Origin of the sequence: Hwanghaeella grinnelliae (assembly GCF_004005845.1) — a bacterium.
GTDB lineage: Bacteria > Pseudomonadota > Alphaproteobacteria > UBA8366 > Aestuariispiraceae > Hwanghaeella > Hwanghaeella grinnelliae.
Genome location: NZ_SADE01000001.1, coordinates 15,275 through 40,046, shown reverse-complemented (window position 1 = coordinate 40,046; position 24,772 = coordinate 15,275). Strand labels below are relative to the sequence as shown.

Sequence of the window (24,772 nt, the reverse complement as noted above, 5' to 3'; positions counted from 1 at the left end):
TTATGCCTGCGCCGCTACCATCTCATTTATTTCGGACATGGCTTTGAATAGATCGTCGAGCAGCATCGGCACCTTCTCGTCAGCCACATTCTGCTTCAACGCGCCTTCCAACTTCGTCACGACATCATGGACGTGGACAGCACGGATATTCCCGCTAACCCCTTTTAGGGAATGTGCCCGTTCAACCGCATCGTTCACCGCACCGGCCTCCCATGCCGCGCGAATCTTTTCGCTTTCCTGCGCATATTCTTCGCAAAAGTCGCGCAACAAGCTAAGGGCTGTCTGTTCGTCGCCACCGGTTATGACTTTCAACCCCGTCATGTCGATACCAGTGAAATCGTTCAAGGAGCTTGGCGAGATTCCCTTGGACATCTCGGCCAAATCCCCAGCATCGGACGCCACATTTTCGATAGCTGTCGTGTTCTTTGTCGTCCGCCATCGCGCCAACGTCTCGAACAGCACACCGGGTTCAATCGGTTTTGCCACATGATCATTCATGCCGGCCTCAAAGCAGCCATCGCGTGCTGATGCCATCGCATGCGCGGTCAAAGCTATGATTGGAAGGTCTGCCATGTCGGGGTGTTTGCGGATTTCACCCGCAGCTTCGATCCCGTCCATCACAGGCATTTGCACATCCATCAAAACGGCCTCGTAGTCACCGGCCAGGGCTTTCTCAACACCGATCCTTCCGTTCTCAGCGAAATCGACATCGACCCCATGCCTCTCGAGAAGGCCTGTCGCAATGCGCCGGTTGATGTCGTTGTCTTCGACCAACAGTACTTTCATCCCACCAATCTGCACTTCAGGTGGGACATGCTCGTCATCATTCGCCCCTCGTCCGGCTAGCGGCGGCTCATCGGCGTCGCGAGTTTCCCCCGAAAAGGCCGCTTCAATCTTGCGAACCAAATCGGGCGGAATGACCGGTTTGGCGATAACCTCTACCGCGCCAAGGTCGGTAACCTCGGAAAGGTTCAATTCGTGTCCGTGCCGAACAAGCAGGAACAAATTGGGCGGATCGTCGTTGGTAACCGCGGATTGGATCTTCCGTGCGGCGTTGAGAGGGCCATCCTGTTCAACATCGCAGTCGAAGATGACAAGATCGTATGGCGTACCGCCGGTCTCCATCGCACCGCGCATCAGCGCGGCGAGCGCGTCCTTCGTATTGCTGACACATGCGATACGTCCGAAGAGGGGCCCCAACATCCCACGAACTGATTCTCTTAAAGCGGAGTTGGGGATCACCAACAAGACGCCCATCGACTTGAGCGCCGCCGCGCGGCTAGAAGTGTCGTCACCAACAACCGACGTTTTGGACAGGCCGACAACAGCAGTGAACCAAAAGGTACTACCGCCTTCCTCGCCACTGTATACGCCGATCTCTCCCCCCATTAGTTCGACAAGCTGTTGAGCAATTGGCAAACCAAGCCCGGTGCCGCCATACTTCCGTGTCGTTGAAACGTCGGCCTGCGCGAAGGGCTCGAACAGACCATCATGTAGGTTTTCGGAAATGCCGATGCCTGTGTCTCGGATCTCGAAACGTATATCCATCTCCGTTTCGTTACGCTTAGAAAACTCCAGGGAAACGACAACCTCTCCCTCTTCTGTAAACTTGATCGCGTTCGTGGCGAGATTACTGAGAATTTGGCCCAGGCGCATTGCGTCGCCTTGCAGATTTGCGGGAAGCATCGCAGGCGCATCGATAATCAGTTCTATCGGCTTGCCGGAAGCCCGGCCGACCATGATGAATGAAAGGTCCTTTAGGATTTTTTCCAGGTCCAGATCGGCCTCTTCAAGCTCCATTCTTCCTGCTTCGATCTTCGAAAAATCCAATATGTCATTAACGATGCCTAGCAAGGTTTTCGATGCTGAATGGATCGTCTGAACGTATTCGGACTGCTGAGCATTCATCTCCGTCTTCAGCGTCAATGTCGACAATCCAATAATCGCGTTCAACGGTGTCCGAATTTCATGGCTCATATTGGCCAGGAATTGCGATTTTGCCTCACTTGCCGCGACGGCCGCTTCCTGTGCCCTTTTTAGCTGGGTGATATCGACCCGAAATCCGACGATACCGCCATCCGGCGTCCTTCGCTCCGCAATTCTCAACCACCGACCGTTCGGCAACTCCTGCTCGATTAATGTGTTCGATTTCTTGTGTGCGCGCAGGCGTTCGGCCACGAATTCAGCCTCTCGTCCGATCGCTTCCGGATATTGTCCGCGTTCAGCGCCGATCCGTATGATTTCTTCGAAGGTTTGGCCTTCGACAATCAGGTCGGCAGATTCAGCATAGATTTCCTTGTAACGTTCGTTGCACAAGGAAAGGCGGTCGTCTGCATCGTACAAGACAAACCCGTCTTCGAGCGATTCGATCGCTGTACGAAGGTGTTGTTCCGCTATTTGAGCCCGCTCGTACGCTACCACCTGGTCGGTAATATCGGCGCCGGTCCCCCTGTATCCGGAAAACTCTCCGTCACTGTCGAAGATAGGCACACCTGACACTGAAAGATATTGGAGGTAGCCGTCTTTGTGTCGCCGGGTGTAGACAAAGTTTCGAAGGGCTCTTCTTTCTTTGAGGGTTTTTCTAGCCTCCGACCATTTCTCGGTAAAATAGTCCGGACCGATTAACTCCGACAACGATCGCCCGACTTGAACTTCTGCCGGAACACCGACGACCTCCTCCGCTCGGTCAGACACATAGGTCACACGAAAGTCACGGCCCATCTCCCAAAGCCAATCAGACGCCGCATTCGCAAAGTCGGCGAACCGTTCTTCGCTGAGTTTCGATGCCTCGGTTGCTTGCTGGACTTCTTTGCGCAATTGCTCGGGACGCGTCAGAAGCGTAAACAGGAACAGCGCCGCTAAAACGGCGATGGCCAGTCCAGCCCCCCACACAAATGGCGCCGGTTCGTCTAATTCATTCTGCTTGCTAGGCGTCCATGACGCAGCAAGGCGCCAAGAGCCAACGGCCAAGTGGACCGGAACTTCCGCCGCGACGCTGGAAAACACTTTCGGATCGCCATAAAAAGTATCCCCTTGTGCCCCCAAACCGTCTTTCCCGCGAATTGCCAGGCGCAACCCAGGCAAACCGTCTGCGATCCCTGACTCACGAAACAGCACGATCGGGTCAATTAGGACAGTCGCAAATCCCCAGAATTCGTCATTCTTATCCGTTGACTTCAAAAAGATCGGCTGGCGCGCGATGACCGCTTTGCCCCCTTGAATCAAATCAATCGGACCGGCGATTACGAACTCTTTGTTCTGGATCGATTTCAAAACCAGGTCTCGGCGATTGGGGTCTGCCAACAGGTCGTGCCCAAGTGCCCGCGCATTCTCCTCTATATTGGTGACATATGTGACGACACCGTCGGGCGCGAGTTGCAGGCTCCGTATACCAACCTCACCCCGAACCAGTTCATCCGCATAAGCGTTAAATTGGTCTTCAGTAATTTCGGGATTCGTCCTGACAAATGCCGCCAATGCACGTGTCAGATTGAGGTGATGATTCAGGATCTGCTCGAGGCTGCCTGCAAGCCGATTTAAATCGGCCGAAACAGTCTTCGCCGCCAAGTTTGTTCTGTCGACGGCCAGTGAGCGTTCGTAAAGATACGTCGCCCACACCAGCCCAATGGCAACTGACAGAGACACAAGAAGGGACAGGAACCTTACCATGATACAGACGTTGCCCGAGCATTGTTTGCCTGTCCGTATCTTAGCACTCACGAATACAATGTGACACTAAACAATCGCTATCTTTTTAGGAGTCCGCGGTAATTTTCCCTGTCGTTTCGAGCCAGTTTCCAGTCCGAACCAAGGCCGGTGAATAACTGCCGAAAGTGAAGCGGAACGGCATGCTTTTCTCCACCCTTAGGACTTCCGCAGCGCGGAAACGAACGAATCTTTCCGCACCATTGTAGTTTCGGACCGATGGACCGTCCCAAACAACATCAGCTTGGCCGGTCATGTAGACCAAGTTCCCTGTCTGGAAGTCTGGAAAGAGAAAACCCGCACTAGGGTTCACCGCGATATTGCCCAACGTATTGAAATACCGATTTCCTGCAAAGTCCGGAAAGATAAACGTTCGGTCATCCTCTATCCGGATGAAGCCGGGCCTTCCACCCCGATGGGAAACATCTGCACCTTGGTTTGGCGCATCGTCCTTTTGCCGGAAAGCGGTTGCGATGAACAGTGTATCCGCAGTCTGCAACAGCTTCTCTATGGATTCGTCGAACCGGTCGGAGCGAAACACCTCACGACGTGGGTCACCCTGCGCGTGCCCATCCCCGTCGCCGGCCAAGATTTGGACCTGCCGTTCCTGTATGTATTGTGGGCAGTTCCCAAAGCTTTGATCCACGAGGATCGAGAAGCCTGAAGAATCGTTCCGACCAATCCGTCCCGTGATGCGATTCCGTCTGCGGGTTGCGGGGTCCAACCCGAGAACGCCCACATCCGCACCGACTTGAATTTCGTTCAAGATGGGATCGCCGAACAAGGGCCGCGCCGCGATGGCCAACTTTCTTTGGTCCGGGCTGGTCACAAAGCCCGGCTCTCCAGCGATCATCGAGGCCCATGGCCTGCCGTCCCGGTCGACGGCCCCGAGCAGAAGGAAGGGAAGGTTGGCGTAGAAAGCCCTGTGCTGATCCGGTAGATAATCACGAATTGCACGACGGGCGAAAAGGTCGACTTCAGTGCGTACGCCAAGACGTTCTTGAACATCCAATTCACCGCGGTGAAATGGACCATCTGTCTGTACTTGCTCAATTGCCACGATTTGCCTCCTACACCGACAACCCTCGCCACCCTTAGGAGGGCAACGCGATGAATTCCATCCGAATGCCCCCGGGGATTGTGCACATCATGTGCCTCACTGCTCCACCGCCAAGCGGTTCCGGGGCGAATTCAATCTCGACTCCGTCCGTATTGGCCAAGGTCGCGTGCAATGCATCCAGTTGATCCTGCCCGTCGACCTTCAAGGCGAAATGATGCAGGCCTATGGCGTTTTTTCTGTCGAACGGCACGGCACTTGCGGGGTCCTTCGCCTGCCACAGCGTGATCATCACAGTACCGTCGGAGACGAAGGCTGCCGGGTAGTCGGGTTTTTCCCCAACTTGTTTAAAACCAAGGGTATCGATGAAGAAGGCTTTCGTTTCCGTAAGATTCGGCACGGTCAGACCAATGTGATGGGCACCGCTGGTTACTGCACGTTCGGACATGTCACTTTTCCTTTCATGCCGGCACATCCGGCTTTTATGTGGAACTTGGTCTGGATTGGGTTTTAAAGCCCCAGCGCAGAGAGTCCGGGATGGTCATCGGGCCGACGGCCCAAGGCCCAATGGAACTTTCGGTCTTCCTCATCAATCGGCAAGTCGTTGATACTGGCGAACCGCCGGCGCATCAGGCCTTCTTCGTCGAATTCCCAATTTTCGTTCCCGTAAGACCGGAACCATTGGCCGTCACGATCGCGCCATTCATATGCAAACCGCACCGCGATACGGTTCTCGCGAAAAGCCCACAACTCTTTGATCAAACGATAATCGGACTCACCGGCCCATTTGCGTGTGAGAAATTCTTCAATCTCATCGCGGCCTTGCGGAAACTCAGCGCGGTTTCGCCAGTCACTATCGATCGTATAGGCCTGCGCAACACGCTGCGGGTCACGGCTGTTCCAGGCATCCTCCGCCAATCGTACTTTTTCGGCGGCGGTTTCCGCGCTGAATGGCGGCAAAGGGGGACGGGACATTTTCTTCTCCAAGGACAAAGGGACGGCATTACAGTTTCTGCATCAGCCGCCTGCAGTTTCGTTGGGATGGGATATATGAAGTTCCTATATCAGTATTAATGATGCTATTATGAATTTAACTATTTCAGTTTTCGGAATTATTATGGATCGTCTTCAAACCATGTCAGCTTTCGTCGGCGTTGCTGAGGAAGGCGGGTTCTCTCCAGCGGCGCGCCGGCTTGGCATGTCTCCTCCCTCGGTCACAAGGGCGATTTCGGAACTGGAGGCGAGACTCGGTTGTCGCCTGTTTCACAGAACGACCCGCTCGGTTCATTTGACCGAGGCAGGTGAACGTTATCTTGGGGACTGCCGCCGAATACTCGCGGAAATAGACGCAGCCGACCGGCAAGCCGCCGGCATACATGCCGAACCGCGGGGGATGGTTTCAGTAACCGGATCCGCCATGTTTGGCAGTATCATCGTGACCCCCATCATACTCGACCTGCTCGACCGATATCCCGAACTGACCGTATCCACGTTATTCGTAGATCGGATTGTCCATGTGGTGGATGAAGGAATCGACGTCGCTGTGCGGATTGCCGACCTTCCGGATTCAAGCCTGACGGCCATCCGCGTCGGCAGTGTCCGCCGCGTCCTGTGTGCATCGCCTGACTACCTGGAAAGGCATGGCAGACCGACTTCGCCGAATGGCCTCGAAAACCACGAAATAATTCATTTTGCGAGTATGGCACCTGCCCGCGAATGGGTCTTCGAGAATGACGGAATGGAAATTCGGCACCGGCCGTCATCGCGTCTGGTCGTGAACACAGCGGCCGCAGCGATCAACGCGGCCGAACGAGGCAGGGGAATAACACGCGTCTTGTCATACATGATCGCGCCACAAGTGGAGGCAGGGTCTCTTGAAATACTATTGCCGGAATTCGAACCACCTGTCGTTCCGGTGCATGTCGTTCACAAGGAATCCGGCCATACTTCCGCCCGTGTGCGCGCAGTGATCGACCATTTGGTTCAGCACTTGCGACGGCATCCAGTCTTGGCGAATGAAGACGGCGGCTCGGCCTGACATTGTATCTTCGCTATGCTTAGCGTCGTAAACCGCAGCACCCGGGAACAACGGCAAGCCGGTCAGGCCGGATATTTCGATTGCCATCAAGCATGCGGCGTTCTTTACGACATCAATTCGCACCGTTCGGTGAGCCGTCTTCCAAGTACAGAACAAACTAAGCGCTACGACAACACGATAGAGCACACCAGTGCCAATAACCGACTGTAAATCGGGGGTAAAATTAGTGCGCTTTCTTAACTTTGCAGATTAATTGGTCCTGAATTCCCACAACCAACACTCTTTTCCACCTACACCAGAGTTTATGAGCCAACTTCCATACATTGCGAATTGGCCAGCGTGGAACCGCCGCTTGAGCCTGTTACCGCCTCAATCGAACCGATTCATACACCTGTATGCCGAGGTAAATTTTAATACGGCCTATCATGGGGGGAAAATGTTGTTCCGTCGGCGCGAATACCATCGAACGATAGAGCGTGATAATCGTAATTTGCACGTGCGAGACAACGCTGGCGCCATTCGATAATCCAACAATACGCATGCCGGCTTGAACCAAGAACAACGGCTACGATCAGGGGCTAGGAACATGGTGAAAAATCCGACAATTCGTCTCGATGCAAACGACAATGTTGTCGTCGCCAGGGAAGAAATCCCCAAAGGGGCCCAAATCGAGGCCGAAGGAATCACAAGCCTGCAGGACATTCCCCTCGGCCATAAGCTGGCCACGCGGCCGATCAAGAAGGGCGACCCCGTTCTGAAATACGACACCATCATCGGCTTCGCAGGTGAGGACATAGAGCCCGGAACCTGGATGCACTCCCACAACGTATTGATGGATTCCTTCGCCAAGGACTACCGGCACGGCCAGGACTATCGCCCCACCGAGATCCTGCCGCCCGATGAGCGAGCAAGTTTCATGGGAATCCGCAGGGCCGACGGCCGTGTCGGCACCCGCAATTGCATCGGCATTTTCATCACCGTCAATTGCTCGGCGACGGTCGCCCGGCGGATCGCAAACTATTTTGATGAAGAACGTCTGGCCGACTATCCCAACGTCGATGCCGTCGTGCCATTCGTTCACGAACAGGGCTGCGGCATGGAAATGACGGGCGAACCGATGGACCTGCTCCGCCGTACCCTCTCCGGCTATATCCGTCACCCGAATATCGCCGGCGCGCTGGTATGCTCGCTTGGCTGCGAGAGGAACAACCTTCAACGGTTCTTCGAAACCGAAGGGCTGGAAACCGGGAAATCCATCCGCACGATCACAATGCAGGAAACCGGTGGCACGGCCGCCGCGATCGAAGCCGGCAAACAAGCGATCCGCGAGATGCTCGACGAGGCGAACGCAGTGACGCGCGAACCGTGTTCCGCCGAGCACATCATGGTCGGCCTGCAATGCGGCGGGTCGGACGGCTTTTCCGGGCTGTCCGCCAATCCGGCGCTTGGCAAGGCCGTCGACATTCTGGTGCGCAACGGCGGCACCGCCATTTTGTCCGAAACCCCGGAACTCTATGGCGTCGAACACACGCTGACAGCGCGGGCCCGTTCACCCGAAATAGGTCAGAAATTCGTCGACCGGTTCACCTGGTGGCTGGAATACAACAAGGGTAAAGACACCCAGATCAACGGCAAGGTCAGCCCCGGCAACAACGCCGGCGGCATTGCGAATATCATCGAAAAGGCGCTTGGCGGCGCAAAGAAGGGTGGGTCTTCCAGCGTCAACGAAGTCTATCTATACGCCGAACCTGTGAAGGAGCACGGCCTCGTCATCATGGATACCCCCGGATACGACCCTGTATCCGCGACCGGCCAGATCGCGGGCGGCGCAAATCTGATCTGCTTCACCACGGGGCGCGGGTCATGCTTCGGATCCTACCCGGCCCCCACCATCAAACTGGCCAGCAACACCCCTATGTTCCAACGCATGCGGGGTGACATGGACATCAATTGCGGCACGGTGATCGACGGAGACGCCACGCTGGACGAAATGGGCGAAGAGATATTCCAACGCTTTCTGGACATCGCGTCCGGCGTGAAATCGAAAAGCGAGGAACTGGGTGTCGGCGAGGATGAATTCATCCCTTGGCCGATCGGCGCGCTCGGCTAAAAAATATCAGCCTACGCAAACATGGTGAGCGGCGGCAACGAACCGAGCGACGGATTCGGCCGTCCGCCGCAGCCTTTTCCTGTCGGTCCGAAAACGATATTTCCCCCCCAGCGCTTCGGTGCTATGTAACAAAACTGCAATAAATTCCGGTCCGTGCGACCGGGGCAAAAAAGGTAACCCAAGGGGAGGTTCAACGTGATCAAAAAGAACATTCTGCTTGCCGGTGCGGTCATGGCCGCGTTGGCGTTTTCCGCTTCAAGTGCATCCGCCCAGGAAAATTGCCCGCGCGGCGATTTGGACCAGCGCTATTGCGACCGTGACGGCGACCTGATCGCCGACACCCCGACCGACCCTTCCCAGCAACTGGACCCGGATACACTGATCTTCGCGTACACGCCGGTCGAAGACCCCGCCGTCTACAAGGAGGCCTGGTCCGACTTCCTGGAATACCTGGAGGAGAAGACCGGAAAATCCGTCGTTTTCTTCCCGGTTCAGTCCAACGCCGCGCAGATCGAAGCGATGCGGTCCGGACGCCTCCATATCGCAGGGTTCAACACCGGATCCAATCCGTTGGCCGTGAATTGCGCCGGATTCCATCCTTTCACGATCATGGCGTCCAAGGACGGCAATTTCGGTTACGAGATGGAAATCCTGACCTATCCGGGTTCCGGAATCGAAAAGGTCGAGGACATCAAGGGCAAGCAGCTTGCGTTTACCTCGCCGACTTCCAATTCCGGTTTCAAGGCGCCCTCCGCGATCCTGAAAGCCGATTTCGGCATGATCGCCGAACGCGACTTCGAACCGGTCTTTTCCGGCAAGCACGACAACTCCATCCTGGGTGTCGCCAACAAGGATTACCCCGCGGCTTCCATCGCGAATTCTGTCCTGTCCCGGATGATCCAGCGCGATGTGCTGAAGCCCGAACAAGTCATCTCGATCTATAAATCGCAAACCTTCCCGACGACGGGCTTCGGCGTTGTCTATAACCTGAAGCCGGAATTGCAGGAAAAGATCCGTGACGCGTTCTTCTCCTTCGAATGGGACGGCAGCAGCCTGCAGAAAGAATTCGAAAAGTCGAACGAAGGCCAGTTCCTGGAAATGACCTATAAGGAATTCTGGGAAGTCATCCGCAAGATCGACACGGCCAACGGCGTATCCTACGCCTGCGAATAAGAAGGTTTGACCGGCGATGCCGAATTTGGCATCGCCGGTTTTCTTTTCGCAACGTCAACATCAGTGACAACCGAACGAGTATCCGCTTTTGCTAAGCCTTAAATCGCTGACAAAGACCTACCGTACGGGGGACAAGGCCCTGGTGTCGGTCGATATCGATATACCCAACGGCCAGGTTGTCGCCCTGATCGGCCCGTCTGGCGCCGGCAAATCTACCTTGATCCGCTGTATCAACCGATTGGTCGAACCGACCAGCGGCCAAGTTTTGTTGGACGATGTCGACGTCACCGCATTGAGTTCGTCCGGCCTGCGCCGCGAGCGCCGCCGCATGGGCATGATCTTCCAAGAATACGCCCTGGTCGAACGCCTGACGGTGATGGAAAACGTATTGTCCGGACGCCTTGGATATGTGGGATTCTGGCGCAGTTTCCTGCGCAAATACCCACAATCCGATATAGACGAAGCATTCCGCCTATTGGATCGTGTCGGTTTGTTGGCCATGGCCGATAAACGCGCCGACGAATTATCCGGTGGTCAGCGTCAACGCGTCGGCATTTGCAGGGCCTTGATCCAAAACCCGGCCCTGCTTCTGGTCGATGAACCTACCGCGTCGCTGGACCCGAAAACATCCCGCCAAATCATGCGGCTGATCTGCGAGCTTTGTCAGGAACGCGGGCTTGCCGCGATCATCAACATCCACGACGTCGCCTTGGCACAAATGTTTGTGCAACGTGTCATCGGCCTGCAATCCGGCGCGATCCGCTTTGACGGGCCACCGGACGGGCTTTCACCCGACGTCTTGACGGAAATCTACGGCGAAGAAGATTGGCAGGCAACGATCCGCAAGGATGAAGACGAAGACACAGAGGCAGCCGTTGCATGACGACCGCACTGAACACCAAAATAGGACAGCCTTGGCGTAAGCCGTCCTTCATCAAGCGGGCATGGCTGCGTTGGGCGCTCGGCGTCAGCGGTGTTCTGTACCTGATCGCAGCCATATCCTCGATCGAGGTGAACTGGTCTCGCGTCTATGAAGGTCTGGACCGCGGCGCGGCTTTTATCATGTCCTTCACCCGGCCGGATTTCGTATCGCGGGCAAGCGACATCTGGGACGGCATGCTGGAAAGCCTGATCATGACCGTCGCGGCATCGGTGGTCGGCATCCTAATCTCGATCCCAATCGGCCTCGGTGCGGCCCGCAATATCGCTCCCTTGCCGGTTTATCTTGTCTGCCGGTCAATCGTCGCGCTTTCCCGCGCCCTGCAGGAAATTATCGTCGCGATCCTGCTGGTAGCGATTTTCGGGTTCGGACCGTTGGCTGGTTTCCTGACGCTATCCTTCGCGACCATCGGTTTCCTTTCCAAGCTTTTGGCCGAAGATATCGAATCCATGGACCGCGTTCAGGCGGAAGCCATCCGTGCAACCGGCGCGGGTTGGATGCAATGGATCAACTACGGCGTTCAGCCACAGGTAATGCCACGGTTGATCGGACTTTCAATGTATCGGGTGGATATCAATTTCCGCGAATCCGCGATTCTGGGCCTTGTCGGCGCGGGCGGGATCGGGGCCACATTGAACACCGCCTTCGACCGGTATGAGTTCGATACCGCTGCGGCGATCCTTATGATCATCATCGGAATTGTCATGATGCTGGAATACCTTTCCGGTGTTATTCGGGCACGGGTGCAGTAATGCCGATTGAACAGAATGCGGATGGGCTGAAAGTCTGGCAGAAGCGAAACCGCCGCGAGCAGTTCACCCATTGGGCGTCCTGGTTCATCGGGGTCGCCGTCTTTGTTGTCTGCTGGCAGCAGATTTCGGAATCGACGACCTGGTTCTTCGTTTGGGACGCGCCGCGCATCGCCGGCGACATCCTGACCCGCGCGACCCCACCGAAATGGGAATACATCACGCAATTGGGTGAGCCGATCTGGGATACACTTAATATTGCGACACTCGGGACATTGCTGGCGCTTTTCCTGGCCGTGCCGACGGCCTTCCTCGCCGCGCGAAATACAACACCCAGCAAAACGTTCATCCGACCACTCGCCTTGCTGATCATCGTATCGACTCGGTCCATCAATTCGCTGATCTGGGCCTTGCTGTTGATCGCAATTATCGGCCCCGGCGTCTTTGCCGGCATTCTGGCCATCGCAATCCGCTCAATCGGTTTCTGCGCCAAATTGCTCTACGAAGCGATTGAAGAGATCGACCACAAGCAGGTTGAAGCGATCACCGCCACCGGCGCGTCGCGCTGGCAGGTCATGGCCTATGGGATCGTGCCGCAGATCATGCCCGCCTTTGCCGGCGTCGCCGTCTTCCGGTGGGACATCAACATCCGCGAGTCGACCGTTTTGGGCCTTGTCGGTGCGGGCGGGATCGGCCTGCAGCTCTCCTCCTCGCTCAATGTTCTCGCCTGGCCGCAGGTTTCACTGATCCTGATCGTCATCCTGTTCGCGGTCGTCCTCAGCGAATGGGTCTCGGCGAAAGTGCGGGGCGCGATAATCTGATGGAATTGCGTGCGCCCGAAGCGACCCTCAAGGCGTTCAAAGCCTATGAGGCGGTCAGACATCGCCTACCCACCCCGCCGCGGCAGGGGTCCGCGGAACGGGCGGCAGGTTTGCTTGCCTTGGCGGATCGTTTCGACGCCTTCGTTCTGGACGGTTTCGGGGTCCTCAATGTCGGCGAAGGCGCCATTCCCGGTGCCGTCGACGCAGTGACGGAACTGCAGCGGATGGGCAAGACCGTCATCGTACTGACGAACGCCGCCGGCTATCCCAAACGGTTACTGATGCAGCGCTATAGCCGCCTGGGCTTCAGCTTCGACCCCGCAAATGCGGTTTCAAGCCGCGAGGTCATGCTGCATGCGCTTGCCCAATACCCGAAGCACAAATGGGGTGCCATGGCGGCGACCAAATTCGGCACGGAAGAACTGGAAGACCACGATATTGCCTTCCTGGGCGACGACCCCGGCCCATATGCGGAAGTCGATGCGTTCATCCTGTTCGGCAGCAGCGAATGGACGCCGGAACGGCAGCGCCTGATCGAGCAGGCTTTGCAGGCCCGGCCGCGCCCCATCCTGGTCGGCAATCCCGATATCGTTGCCCCTGTGGAAGGCGGCATGTCGTGGGAACCCGGCCACTATGCCCATAACATGGCCGATGCCAGCGGCGTCGAACCCGAATTCTTCGGCAAGCCTTTCAAGGCTGCCTTCGAAGCCGTCTTGGCGCGTATTCCCGAAATTGTAGACCGCGACCGCATCGCCATGGTCGGGGATACGCTGCAAACCGATGTGTTGGGCGGGTTGGCGGCCGGGATCGGCACCATCCTGGTGACCGATCACGGTTTCTTCGCCAATGCGGATTTCGAGGCGGGAATAGACCTGGCGAAAATTTCCCCGGACTACATCATCCCGACGCCTTAGGCCGGACGAACGAACAAATGAAAAGCCCGCCGTTGCCGGCGGGCTTTCCTGTTTCCGTTACGCTTTAAACGCGGGGTTTTACGCTTCCAGATCGAACCGGTCCGCATTCATGACCTTCGTCCAGGCCGCAACAAAGTCCTTCACGAACTTCTCTTTGTTGTCGTCCTGTGCATAGACCTCCGCATACGACCGCAGGATGGAGTTCGAACCGAAAACCAGGTCCATCCGCGTGGCCGTCCACTTGACGTCACCGGACTTGCGATCACGGATCTCATAGACGGTCTTGCTCTTCGGCTTCCACTCATTGGCCATGTCGGTCAGATTGACGAAGAAGTCGGTCGTCAACTGGCCTTCACGATCGGTGAAGACGCCGTGTTTGGTGCCGCCATGATTGGTGCCCAGCACGCGCATGCCGCCGACGAGGACCACCATTTCCGGCGCGGTCAGCCCCATCAACTGGGTGCGGTCGAGCATCATTTCTTCCGCACTGACCACATAGTCCTTCTTCAACCAGTTCCGGTAACCGTCATGCAACGGTTCCAGTACATCGAAGGAGTCCGCGTCGGTCATCTCATCGGTCGCGTCGCCACGGCCCGGTGCGAAAGGAACAGCAATATCGACCCCGGCCGCCTTGGCCGCCTGTTCGATACCAACATTCCCAGCAAGCACGATCACATCGGCGATGCTTGCCCCGGTTTCGGCCGCGATCGGCTCCAGAACGCCAAGCACCTTGGCCAAGCGGTCCGGCTCGTTGCCTTCCCAGTCCTTCTGCGGGGCCAAGCGGATGCGTGCGCCGTTGGCACCACCCCGCATATCGGACCCCCGATAGGTGCGGGCACTGTCCCAGGCGGTCGCGACCATTTCGCTGATGCTGAGACCGCTATCCGCTATCTTCGCCTTGGCCGCATCGATGTCGTATCCCGTGTTGCCGGCCGGGATCGGGTCCTGCCAGATCAGGTCTTCTTCCGGCACATCCGGTCCGATGTAGCGAACCTTCGGCCCCATATCGCGGTGGGTCAGCTTGAACCAAGCCCGCGCGAAGGTGTCTTTGAAGTATTCCGGATCGGCCATGAATTTTTCACAGATCTTCCGATAGGCCGGATCCATCTTCATCGCCATGTCGGCATCAGTCATGATGGGGTTGTGGCGTTTTGAGGGGTCGGTGGCGTCCACCGGCTTGTCCTCTTCCTTGATGTCGATCGGCTCCCACTGCTGGGCACCGGCCGGGCTTTTCTTCAATTCCCATTCGTAGCCGAACAGCAGGTCGAAATACCCCATGTCGAATTGTGTCGGGTTCGACGTCCAAGCGCCTTCGATTCCCGACGTCACGGCGTTCGCGGCCTTACCACCCATATTCGGGTTAGCCCAACCGAAACCTTGCTGGTCGACATCCGCGGCTTCCGGCTCCGGACCCAGCGCATCGGCATCGCCGTTACCGTGGGTTTTGCCGACAGTGTGGCCACCAGCGGTCAGCGCGGCGGTTTCCTCGTCGTCCATCGCCATCCGGGCGAAGGTCTCACGGACCTGCTCCGCGGTCTTCAGCGGATCGGGTTTCCCGTTGACGCCTTCCGGGTTGACGTAGATCAGCCCCATCTGAACCGCGGCAAGCGGGTTTTCCATCGTCTCGGGCTTGTCGACATCGCCATATCGGCCGTCGCTCGGGGCAAGCCACTCTTTCTCGGCCCCCCAATAGACATCCGTTTCCGGGGCCCAGATATCGGCGCGACCGAATCCGAAGCCGAAAGTTTTCAGACCCATGGATTCATAGGCGATATTACCGGCCAGGATGAACAGATCCGCCCAGCTGACCTTGTTGCCGTATTTCTTCTTGATCGGCCACAACAGGCGGCGCGCTTTGTCCAGGCTGACATTGTCCGGCCAGGAATTCAGCGGCGCGAAACGCTGGTTGCCTGTACCAGCGCCGCCACGGCCGTCGGCCAGACGGTAGGACCCCGCAGCATGCCACGCCATGCGGATCATCAGGCCGCCATAGTGTCCCCAATCCGCCGGCCACCAATCCTGGCTGTCGGTCATCAGGGCATGCATGTCTTTCTTCAGCGCTTCGACGTCGAGCTTCTTGACCTCTTCCCGATAGTTGAAGTCCTTCCCCATCGGATTGGTCTTCGTGTCATGCTGGTGAAGGATGTCCAGGTTCAAGGCATTCGGCCACCAAGACATTACAGACGACCCGGTGGATGTATTCCCACCGTGCATCACTGGGCATTTGACTTCAGTCATAGATATCACTCCCTTGAGAGTTTGATGTGTTTGTTGGCAGCACCGCCGAGGCGGCAAATGGCGAGGTCCAAGCCGTCCTGCAGCGCATACACCCTATCCTAATATACGTTTGACGCGTACGAAGGTTGCTTTTGGGTGCGTTCGTCTCCGGCTAATCCGCGTTTCGTCCAACACTTCATTTCGGATGTCGCTACGATACCCCCTGGCCGAAAATTGGGAAAATTGATTATTTTCGTCTTAACAGATTATTTTTTCGATCAATAGGCATGCGTTTCACCGTTCCCGGAAAGGTCGACCCGCAACGGTCACACGGTGTCCGGTATCGAGAGCAGGGGTATCAGCAGAGAAAACAGCTCCGCTTGTGAGGATATTCCGCAGCGCCGATACAGCTGCTTGCGAAAAACCTTAACCGTCTGCGGACTGATACCGAGGCGCAGACCGATCGAGACGGAAGAATGCCCGCGCAAAATCAAGAGCGCGACTTCCGCCTGGCGCGGACTGAGCGCGATGCCATGCTCTTGCTCCAACGCCGTGATGAGATGGCCCGCAAGGTCCTCATTCCTATAGTCGCCTGTCGATTGCAGGCCTGACCATTGCTGTTCGATCAAACCGCAGACGATGGGTGCGATCCTCTCGGCCTTCTGCACGTCGCGTGCGGAAAAGCGCTGGCCGGAAGACTTGTCCCGGCCCAGGCATATCTGCACCGACACCCCTTCGGCCGGATAAGCGACATAGGCCATCTCATCGACCAGCGTGGTGCGTTGATAGTAGGCGGCATAGTACTCATTGCGCTGAAACTGATCAGGCGCAATGTCCTTCAATCGGTAGAGACCGGGAGGCGCGTTTTCCACATGCAGCGCATGGAACGGGTCCAGCAGATAAGCGCCCGGCACATAGTCGCTGAAAAGCTTTTCATGAACTTTCCGTTCAATTGCATGCGTGAACATGATTTCCGGCACGCGGTTCTGGAAATAAGCCAGCATTGTTGTGTTGTCGATTTCGAAACAACGGTGCAGCCATTCGAAGAGAGCATGTTCGAACCGATCGGACGCCAAGGCCGCAATGGCCCGCCCTAGATGCTTCTCCGCTGAATTCGGCAGTTCCATCGCGCATACCTCTTTGGGGGTATATACCCCCTCCACAGACCGTTTTACCGTTTTACCCTGGGATTTAGGGGTATCAAAGAAGAGTAGTTCATGACCAGCGCGGAGATTGCGGTCGATATCGAGAACGTCGTCAAACGGTACGGTTCGTTTACGGCCTTGCACGGTGTCTCGCTCAGCATTTGCGAGAATGAGTTCTTTACGCTGCTGGGGCCGTCGGGTTGCGGCAAGACGACCCTGCTGCGGTCGATCGCCGGCTTCGAAGAGGTCAGCAGCGGCACCATCCGGTTGAAGGGCGAGGACATTACGGGCCTTCCTCCCCACAAGCGACCGGTCAACACAGTGTTCCAGCAATACGCGCTGTTCCCCCATATGACCGTGACGGACAACGTCATGTTCGGGATGTTACGCAGCGGTTGGTCCAAAACGGATGCGGCGCAACGTGCGAACCAGGTGCTGGAGATGGTCCAGCTTGGCGGTTTTGCCGCGCGCAAGCCCGCGCAACTGTCGGGCGGCCAGCAACAACGGGTGGCCCTTGCCCGCGCCCTGGCCCCGCGCCCGGCCGTATTGCTGCTGGACGAACCGCTATCCGCCTTAGACCTGAAATTGCGGCAGGCCGTTCGCGTGGAACTCAAATCCCTACAGCGGGAAACCGGCATTGCCTTCATCTTCGTCACGCATGACCAGGAAGAGGCGCTGACGATGTCGGACCGGATCGCGGTCATGTCGAATGGAGAGGTTCAGCAGATTGGGGCTCCACCGGACATTTACGAGAGCCCGGTTAACCGTTTCGTCGCTGATTTTATCGGGGAAACGAACCTTCTTGACGTTGATGTCCATTCCGTTTCCGACGGCATGGCAACACTGTCGCTGCCCGGCGGTCACGGCTTCACCTGTCCGGCGGCGGCCATGCGCGGGGCCGGCAAAGGTCACCTTTCGGTTCGGCCGGAGCGGATTGCCCTATGCGCGGAGGGGGCCGGCGACCTGGATGCGACCGTCACCGGCCGGGTCTATCTGGGAACCGATATTCAACTGCACGTCCGATTGGCCGACGATGAAGCGATGACCGTGCGGCTGCAGAATTCGGAAACGACAATTGTACCCGAGGAAGGTTCCGCCGTCGGCCTGAAGCTGGAGGTTGGCGCGGCGCGCCTTCTTGCGGACTGATGGCGGCCGGGGCGACAACGAGCGGCGGGACCGTCTCAAACATATACAAAGGCAACAGCGCCAAGCTGATGTTCCCCGCCTGGGCCATGATCGGGTTCTTCCTGCTCGCCCCCGTCGGCATGATGATCGTCTATTCGTTTCTGACCAAGGAATTCCGCGGCGGCGTGATCTGGGAATTCACGCTGGCGGCCTATGACCAGTTCTTTTTCGACCGCGGCCTGTTCGGCGACGAACCGCCAAGCATCGAATGGACCTATATCGGCATTTTCTGGCGTTCGATCTGGCAAGCCGGGGTGGCGACCATTGCCTGTCTGTTGATCGGGTTTCCCACCGCCTGGTTCATTGCGACGCGAAGACCTTCCACGCGTTCGGCATGGCTGTTCATGATCACGATCCCCTATTGGGTCAACCTGCTGATCCGGACCGTGTCAATGAAGTTCCTTATCCGCGACACCGGGCCGCTGAACGAATTCCTTCTTTGGACAGGCGCGGTCAGTGAACCGCTCGGCCTTATCAATACAAATTTCGCGGTCCAACTCGGCCTGTTTTACAGTTATCTGCCTTTCATGGTCTTGCCGATCTACGCATCGGTCGAACGCTATGATTTCTCACTTTCGGAAGCGGCGGCGGATCTTTATTCCAGCATCTGGACCACACTGTGGCTGGTCATTCTGCCGGTAGTGAAGCCGGGGATCGTTGCCGGCTGCATCCTGGTCTTCGTGCCGTCGCTCGGCGCGTTCCTGGCGCCGGATCTGCTTGGCGGCGCGAAGACCTTCATGATCGGGTCGCTGATCGAAGAACAGTTCAAAGGCAGCGCCGGCAACTGGCCCTTCGGCGCGGCGGCGTCCACCATCCTGCTCAGCATCGTGATGGCAGTCCTGCTGATCTATGCCCGCAACCAGAACAAGGGGAGCGAGCGCTGATGGCGTCAAAGACGGACCTTCGCCGTTTCCCCGGGTTTCTGACCGTCACGATCGTATGCCTCGTGGTGCTCTATGCGCCGCTGATCGTGGTCGCGGTTTATTCCTTCAACGCCTCCACCTCGATCACCAAATGGGGCGGCACCTCGCTGGCCTGGTATGTCGATGTCTTCACCGGGCCGGAAGCGCCGAAGTTCCAGCAAGCGGCGATCAATTCGTTGGTTATCGCAATAACGGCCGCCATTGCGGCGACCATCATCGCGACACTTGCCTCCGTCGCGATGACGCGGGCAGGCCGGTTTCGCGGAAAGACATTGAGCTTCGCGCTGATCAGCCTGCCCCTGATGGTGCCGGAAGTGGTGACGGCCGTGGCAAGCTTGGTCTTCTTCACCGCCATCGGCTTCACATCCGGGCTAACCACAATCCTCATCGCCCATATCGTGTTCTGCATTCCTTTCGCCTATCTGCCGATTTCCGCGCGGATGCAAAGCATCCCGGACCTGTACGAGCAGGCGGCGATGGATCTTTATGCAACGCCCCGGGAAGCCTTCAAACTGGTCCTGCTTCCGCTGATGACGCCCGGCATCCTGTCCGGCTTTCTGTTGGCGTTCATTATTTCCCTGGACGATTTCCTGATCACCAACTTCGTCAAGGGAGCGGGTGTCGAGACCCTGCCGACCGCGATCTTCGGGTCGGTCAAACAGGGCATAAAGCCCAACATTATGGCGATCTCAACATTGATGCTCATCGTGTCGGTGATCTTCGTTTCCCTGTCCTGGCTGATCGGCCGAACCGGGCAAGACAAAAACCAAAAAACCTAAACAGAGTGGAGCTTCACATGAAGAAACTTCTTATGACCGCATCATTGGCCTTCTTCGCGCTGACCGGCGCGGCCCAGGCCGAAGGGAAACTGTCGATCTATCATTGGTTCGAATACATCCCGCAGGAACTGCTGGATAAATTCGCAAAGGAATACGATGTCGAGGTGACCATGGACACCTATGACAGCAACGAGTCACTTCTCGCGTCGCTGAAGGCCGGCAAGCTCGGCTCCTACGACGTCGCGGTTCCGGGCGACTACATGGTGAAGATCCTGAACAACGAAGGGATGCTCGATACCTTCGAGCCGTCCGAACTGTCCAATTTCGGCAATATCGAAGACCAATGGGCCGATGTCTCCTTCGACCCGGGCCGCAAAAGCTCCATTCCCTACCAGTGGGGATCCACCTCGTTTTCGGTCAACCGGGATGTCTTCTCGGGGCCGATCGACAGCCTGGCGATCGTCTTCGACCCGCCGGAAGAACTGAAGGGCAAGATCAACGTCCTCGACACGTCGGGCGAGACATTGACGCTGGCATCGCTCTATCTGGGCATTCCTCAATGCACACCCGACAAGGCACAGTTGAAGGCGTTGAACGCGCTGGTTCAAGGCGCGAAGCAGCATTGGGCTTCTTTCGGTTCCGATATCGCCAAGGACGTACTCGTTTCGGGTGACGCCGCCGTTGGCATGATCTGGTCCGGTTTCTCGGCAAAGGCCCGTTCTGAAGGCGCCAATATCGAATATGCCTTCCCGAAGGAAGGTTACATCGTCTGGATGGACAATGTCGTCCTGTTGAAAGACGCACCGAACCGCGAGAACGCTTTGAAGTTCATGAACTTCTTGCTGGAGCCGGAAAACGCCGCGGCGGTTACCAACTATGCCCAGTACACGGCGGGTGTTAAGGGCGTCGCCCCCTTCCTGGAACCGGCGGTCGCGAATTCCCCGGAATCCAACCCGCCGGCAGGCCAGAAAGGCGTGTTCGTCGAAGCCTGCCCGCAAGAGGTTCAGGTTCTCTACGACGCCATCTGGACGAACCTTAAGAAATAAATGCGGGGCGATCGATGAGCGAATCGGTGAAACTCGCGCTGTACCAGGGACCGGCGATCGACGGCGATATCGAAGCGGGCTTCATCCGCATCGAACGGCAGCTGTCGGCCGCCGCCTTGGCGGGCGCACGGATGGCCGTTTTTCCGGAAGTCTTTCTGCCGGGCTATAACCGGCCGGACCTCCACCACTCCCTAGCCCAGCCTCTCGGCGGGGAATGGACGAGACGGCTATCCGCGCTCGCCAAACAAACCGGCTGTGGCATCACGATCGGCTGGGCCGAAGCGGATGGCGGCAAGGTCTATAACGCCGCCACCTGCTTCGACGAGACGGGCGCGCAAATCGCCCATTATCGTAAAATTCAGCTCTATGGACCCCGGGAGCAGGAAAGCTTCGAGTTCGGTGACAGCTATACGGTCTTCGATCTATGGGGTCGCAAGGCTGCCCTACTGATCTGCTATGACGTGGAATTTCCGCAGCACTGCATAGCATTGGCGAAACAGGGGGTTTCCCTGATCCTGGTGCCGACGGCAAACCCGCGCGGCTTTGAATATGTATCGGAAGCGCTTATTCCCGCCCGTGCGGCGGAAATGCGCCTGACCATCGCCTATGCGAATTTTTGCGGGTCTGAGGGCGATATCACATTCGGCGGACACTCCGTCATTGTCGGGCCCGACGCGAAGCCTTTGGCATCGGCCGGGGTCGGCGAAACACTTCTGGTAACGGATCTGTCGGCACTCGACCGGATTGACGGGACCATACTTTCACAACAACAAGCCGATTACAGGAGAGTTGGGAAAACTGATGACACTTGATCTGGATACCAGCACCGATGGGGTGTTGACCGCGGACACACATTTGATTCAATCCTTCGCCGACCTCCACGCGCTGAAGCAGGATGGTGCGCGCACCGTCATTGTCGGCGCAGACGGCACCATGGTTCGCGATAGCGAGGGCAACGACCTGATCGATGGAATTGGCGGCCTGTGGTGTGTCAATGTTGGCCACCGCCGGAAGGAGATCATCGACGCGATCACCGACCAGCTGAACCAGCTGGATTTCTACTCCACCTTCTACAATTTCACACACCCGACCGCTGCGGCCCTTTCTGAGAAGATCGCCAGCCTCGCGCCGGGACGCTTGAACAAGGTCCATTTCGGCAATTCAGGTTCGGTCGCGAACGATAGCGCGGTGCGCATGCTGCACCACTACAACAATCGCCTTGGCCGGCCGAATAAGAAAAAGGTGCTGAGCCGCATCGGCGCCTATCACGGCTCGACCCATCTGGCGATCGCAATGACCACACCCGCTTATTCCAAAGGCTGGGACAGTGCGGATGACTTGGTTCATCACTTGCGCTCCCCGCACTATTGGCGGAATGGCGAGGGCATGTCGGAGGAAGAATTCCTCGATGCCCTGATCGAAGACCTGCGCTCGTCAATCGAAACCATTGGTGCAGAGAATATCTGCGCCTTCATTGCCGAGCCGATCATGGGCGCCGGTGGGATCATCGTCGCGCCGGAAGGATATCATGCCCGCATGGCGGCAGTCTGTGCCGATAACGAGATCAAATACATCTCCGACGAAGTCGTGACCGCCTTCGGGCGTCTTGGCCATTACTTCGCGTCGAAGGACGTCTTCGATGTCACGCCGGATATCATCACCACTGCCAAGGGTTTGACATCCGGTTATCAACCGATGTCGGCGACCATCATCTCCGACGAGATCCATGAGGTAATTTCGGAACCGGGCGAGAAGTTCCTGCATGGCATGACCTATTCCGGGCATCCCGCCGCGTCGGCAGCCGCGCTCGCCAATATCGCATTGCTTGAGAGCGAGCAGATTCCGGAACGCGTCCGCACCACCGGAAAGATCTTTGAAAACGCCCTACGCGGGCTTTCGGACATGGAGATTGTCGGAGAGGTCCGCGGCAGTCACTTCATGATGGGCATCGAATTCGTGAAAGACAAAGCCACCAAGAAGGAATTCGAAGAGCATGAGGCCATCGGCCTGAAGGTCGCCCAAGCCTGCCAGGCGCGCGGTTTGATCGCCCGTCCGCTGGGCAACATCCTGATCCTGTCGCCAACCTTGATCCTGTCGGAAGAACAGATCCACCAGATCGCTGAAATCCTACGGGAGAGCATCGCGGACGTGGCGTCGAAACTCTAGGGCTCTGGGAAACTCTAGTTCCCTGGAAAATCTTATACCCCGGGCATGGTTCCGGCCCCGATCGGTCGGGCCATGCCCCTGTCCTCCGTTTATTCCGTCCGGCTCCGCATGATGATCTGAAGGCGTTTTCGTTGCGCCCCCTTGATGTGATGCGCCATGGCGTCCCTTGCGGCTTCTGTATCGCGCTGCTTGATCGCCTCTACAACCGCCCGGTGTTCCTGCACCGCCTGCTTCCGGCGGCCTTCCGAAACCAAAGTGGAACCGCCCAGCAGAATCATCGAATTGTCCAGCGAGCGGATGCTGTCGATCAGGTATCGATTGTGCGCCGACTGCGCGAGTGTTTCGTGGAACACCTTGTTATAGTTGATCGATTGTTCGGCGTCCCCGGTCTCTACGGTTCCTTCCATGTCGACGATATCGGACAGAATTTCGATCTCCGGATCGGTCGCTTGCTGGGCCGATAACCCCGCCGCGGTGCTCTCCAGGACAAGCCGCATGGCGTAGAGCTCTACAACCTCCTGGTATTCCAATTGCCGAACAATCAACCCCTGCCGGGGTGAATGGCGCAGAACCCCTTCGGTTTCGAGCCGCTGGACAGCTTCACGAATGGGGGTCCGGCTAACGTTCAAGGACTCCGCCAGCTTGGTCTCCGTAACGCGCTGCCCCGGCACCAGTTCACCGGATACAATTGCATTTCGGATCTGTTGATAGACATTGCCGGAAAGGCCGTCGGTCCGCCCCGTCAAGGAAGCCGACCCGGTCTCCCCATCATCCGATGCACGGGGGCCCGGTTTGCTCGCACCGCCACTTTTTTGGTTTGTTTTCATTTCCGGCCCGCTTTCCGACGTTTCAATACAATGTCGAGCCGCATTATCGATGATCAGCACCGCCGAGAAAACACCGAAAGACGGTGCTGGCTTCCGCACAAACCGGCGCCGGTCTTTCCCCTCACTTCTCCGAGATCAGGCGCTCATACAGATGCCAGGACGCATGGCCGAGGATTGGGAAAATAACGATCACACCAGCGAAGACCGGCGCAATCGCAAGCAGCGCCAACGCGCCGACCGCCGCCCCCCAGCACAACATGACGACCGGGCTGGCCAGCACCGATTTCACGCTGGTGATCATCGCTGTGACGAAGTCCACATTTTTGTCCAATAGCAACGGCATTGCGATCACGGTGATCGAGAAAAGGATCGTCGACAGAACCGCCCCCACCGCGGTGCCGACGAACAGGAAGGTTATCCCGTCAGCGGTTGTCAGCAAGTTCTCCAACAGGTGATCCATAGATCGGAACCCCTGAAAACTAAGCGTGATCGCAAAGATGAGACGAACCTGATAAGCCCAGATCCAGAACACGAACAGGACCACGAAAGCCATCCAACCGAATTCGCGCCGTTGCTGCTGGAAAATAATCAGAAAGACATCCCTTGCCGAAAAGGGCTCTTTTCCCATCATGCGGCGGGACATGTCATACAGTCCGGCCGCCAAGAAAGGCGCGACAAGCGGGAAACCGACACCCGCCGCCACCACCAACCAGAATTGGTCGGAAATGGCCAATCCGGCGATCAAGACCGCCCCGAACAGCGCATAAACCAGCCCGAAGAACAGGCTGAGCATAGGCCGCCGCGTGAAGTCACGCAGCCCGGCACTGAATGCAGTTTTCACATCGTCGAACGTTGCCGGTCTGACATCCAGCCGGATCGGCTGATGCACGGGGACCGGCCCGTTCCCTTGTTCCCTCTCCACTTGCATAGGTTGGCCTTTCTATCGAAGCCGTTTTCCGGGTCCGATCCATTGTCGT

General features: G+C 57.3%; 21 protein-coding genes. 13 read left to right on the top strand and 8 right to left on the bottom strand.

Annotated elements, in window-relative coordinates; translation table 11 throughout:
- The 4 genes from EOI86_RS00165 to EOI86_RS00150 form a co-directional block, all read right to left on the bottom strand.
- The gene (locus EOI86_RS00165) at positions 1-3,669 is read right to left on the bottom strand and encodes a response regulator (RefSeq protein WP_127763059.1); all 3,669 of its coding nucleotides are present in this window, start codon (positions 3,667-3,669) and stop codon (positions 1-3) included.
- 85 nt (positions 3,670-3,754) lie between these two features.
- Complete coding sequence (locus EOI86_RS00160) at positions 3,755-4,765, bottom strand: pyridoxamine 5'-phosphate oxidase family protein (protein WP_127763057.1); 1,011 nt, start codon at positions 4,763-4,765, stop codon at positions 3,755-3,757.
- 34 nt (positions 4,766-4,799) lie between these two features.
- Positions 4,800-5,210 (bottom strand): VOC family protein, encoded by a 411-nt coding sequence (locus EOI86_RS00155; RefSeq protein WP_127763055.1) that lies wholly within the window; start codon positions 5,208-5,210, stop codon positions 4,800-4,802.
- A 62-nt stretch (positions 5,211-5,272) separates the two neighbouring features.
- Positions 5,273-5,737, bottom strand: a complete 465-nt coding sequence (locus EOI86_RS00150; protein WP_127763053.1) for a nuclear transport factor 2 family protein — start codon at positions 5,735-5,737, stop codon at positions 5,273-5,275.
- A gap of 142 nt (positions 5,738-5,879) precedes the next feature.
- Here EOI86_RS00150 and EOI86_RS00145 point away from each other — a divergent pair, with 142 nt between their 5' ends.
- From EOI86_RS00145 to EOI86_RS00115, 7 genes are all read left to right on the top strand, one after another.
- On the top strand, positions 5,880-6,800 hold the full coding sequence (locus EOI86_RS00145; protein ID WP_127763051.1) for a LysR family transcriptional regulator: 921 nt from the start codon (positions 5,880-5,882) through the stop codon (positions 6,798-6,800).
- 586 nt (positions 6,801-7,386) lie between these two features.
- Positions 7,387-8,910: a UxaA family hydrolase gene (locus EOI86_RS00140; RefSeq protein ID WP_127763050.1), complete on the top strand. Its 1,524-nt coding sequence runs from the start codon at positions 7,387-7,389 to the stop codon at positions 8,908-8,910.
- A gap of 195 nt (positions 8,911-9,105) precedes the next feature.
- Positions 9,106-10,083 (top strand): phosphate/phosphite/phosphonate ABC transporter substrate-binding protein, encoded by a 978-nt coding sequence (gene phnD, locus EOI86_RS00135; RefSeq protein ID WP_127763048.1) that lies wholly within the window; start codon positions 9,106-9,108, stop codon positions 10,081-10,083.
- A gap of 88 nt (positions 10,084-10,171) precedes the next feature.
- Positions 10,172-10,966: a phosphonate ABC transporter ATP-binding protein gene (gene phnC / locus EOI86_RS00130; RefSeq protein WP_127763046.1), complete on the top strand. Its 795-nt coding sequence runs from the start codon at positions 10,172-10,174 to the stop codon at positions 10,964-10,966.
- Positions 10,963-11,775, top strand: coding sequence for a phosphonate ABC transporter, permease protein PhnE (phnE, locus tag EOI86_RS00125; protein WP_127763044.1), 813 nt, complete (start codon positions 10,963-10,965; stop codon positions 11,773-11,775). The genes phnC and phnE (EOI86_RS00125) overlap by 4 nt, the downstream gene beginning before the upstream one ends.
- Positions 11,775-12,593 (top strand): phosphonate ABC transporter, permease protein PhnE, encoded by an 819-nt coding sequence (gene phnE, locus EOI86_RS00120; RefSeq protein WP_127763042.1) that lies wholly within the window; start codon positions 11,775-11,777, stop codon positions 12,591-12,593. Before phnE (EOI86_RS00125) ends, phnE (EOI86_RS00120) begins: the two co-directional genes overlap by 1 nt.
- Entirely contained in the window at positions 12,593-13,507 is a 915-nt protein-coding gene (locus EOI86_RS00115) for an HAD-IIA family hydrolase (protein WP_205032006.1), read from the top strand. The genes phnE (EOI86_RS00120) and EOI86_RS00115 overlap by 1 nt, the downstream gene beginning before the upstream one ends.
- A 78-nt stretch (positions 13,508-13,585) precedes the next feature.
- On the opposite strand, the gene katG is transcribed toward EOI86_RS00115, so the two are convergent.
- Both katG and EOI86_RS00105 read right to left on the bottom strand, forming a co-directional pair.
- A complete protein-coding gene (katG, locus tag EOI86_RS00110; RefSeq protein WP_127763038.1) occupies positions 13,586-15,745 on the bottom strand; it encodes a catalase/peroxidase HPI in 2,160 nt (719 codons plus the stop codon).
- 305 nt (positions 15,746-16,050) lie between these two features.
- Complete coding sequence (locus tag EOI86_RS00105) at positions 16,051-16,851, bottom strand: helix-turn-helix transcriptional regulator (protein ID WP_127763036.1); 801 nt, start codon at positions 16,849-16,851, stop codon at positions 16,051-16,053.
- 90 nt (positions 16,852-16,941) lie between these two features.
- Between EOI86_RS00105 and EOI86_RS00100 the strand changes: the two genes are divergently transcribed.
- From EOI86_RS00100 to EOI86_RS00075, 6 genes are read left to right on the top strand one after another with little or no spacing between them, the layout of a single operon-like run.
- Positions 16,942-18,015: an ABC transporter ATP-binding protein gene (locus tag EOI86_RS00100; RefSeq protein ID WP_127763034.1), complete on the top strand. Its 1,074-nt coding sequence runs from the start codon at positions 16,942-16,944 to the stop codon at positions 18,013-18,015.
- The gene (locus EOI86_RS00095; RefSeq protein ID WP_127763032.1) at positions 18,015-18,938 is read left to right on the top strand and encodes an ABC transporter permease; all 924 of its coding nucleotides are present in this window, start codon (positions 18,015-18,017) and stop codon (positions 18,936-18,938) included. The genes EOI86_RS00100 and EOI86_RS00095 overlap by 1 nt, the downstream gene beginning before the upstream one ends.
- Complete coding sequence (locus EOI86_RS00090) at positions 18,938-19,756, top strand: ABC transporter permease (RefSeq protein WP_127763030.1); 819 nt, start codon at positions 18,938-18,940, stop codon at positions 19,754-19,756. The genes EOI86_RS00095 and EOI86_RS00090 overlap by 1 nt, the downstream gene beginning before the upstream one ends.
- 17 nt (positions 19,757-19,773) lie before the next feature.
- The gene (locus EOI86_RS00085) at positions 19,774-20,802 is read left to right on the top strand and encodes an extracellular solute-binding protein (protein WP_127763028.1); all 1,029 of its coding nucleotides are present in this window, start codon (positions 19,774-19,776) and stop codon (positions 20,800-20,802) included.
- 14 nt (positions 20,803-20,816) lie between these two features.
- Entirely contained in the window at positions 20,817-21,614 is a 798-nt protein-coding gene (locus EOI86_RS00080; RefSeq protein ID WP_205032005.1) for a carbon-nitrogen hydrolase family protein, read from the top strand.
- Complete coding sequence (locus EOI86_RS00075; RefSeq protein ID WP_127763026.1) at positions 21,604-22,968, top strand: aminotransferase class III-fold pyridoxal phosphate-dependent enzyme; 1,365 nt, start codon at positions 21,604-21,606, stop codon at positions 22,966-22,968. Before EOI86_RS00080 ends, EOI86_RS00075 begins: the two co-directional genes overlap by 11 nt.
- Positions 22,969-23,057: 89 nt before the next feature.
- Here the strand turns inward: EOI86_RS00075 and EOI86_RS00070 are convergent, their stop codons facing one another.
- Positions 23,058-23,795 carry a GntR family transcriptional regulator gene (locus EOI86_RS00070; protein WP_127763024.1) on the bottom strand — a complete coding sequence of 246 codons (738 nt, stop codon included), beginning with the start codon at positions 23,793-23,795 and terminating at the stop codon, positions 23,058-23,060.
- 121 nt (positions 23,796-23,916) lie between these two features.
- Positions 23,917-24,684 carry a DUF2189 domain-containing protein gene (locus tag EOI86_RS00065; protein WP_205032004.1) on the bottom strand — a complete coding sequence of 256 codons (768 nt, stop codon included), beginning with the start codon at positions 24,682-24,684 and terminating at the stop codon, positions 23,917-23,919.
- Between the last annotated feature and the right edge of the window lie 88 nt (positions 24,685-24,772).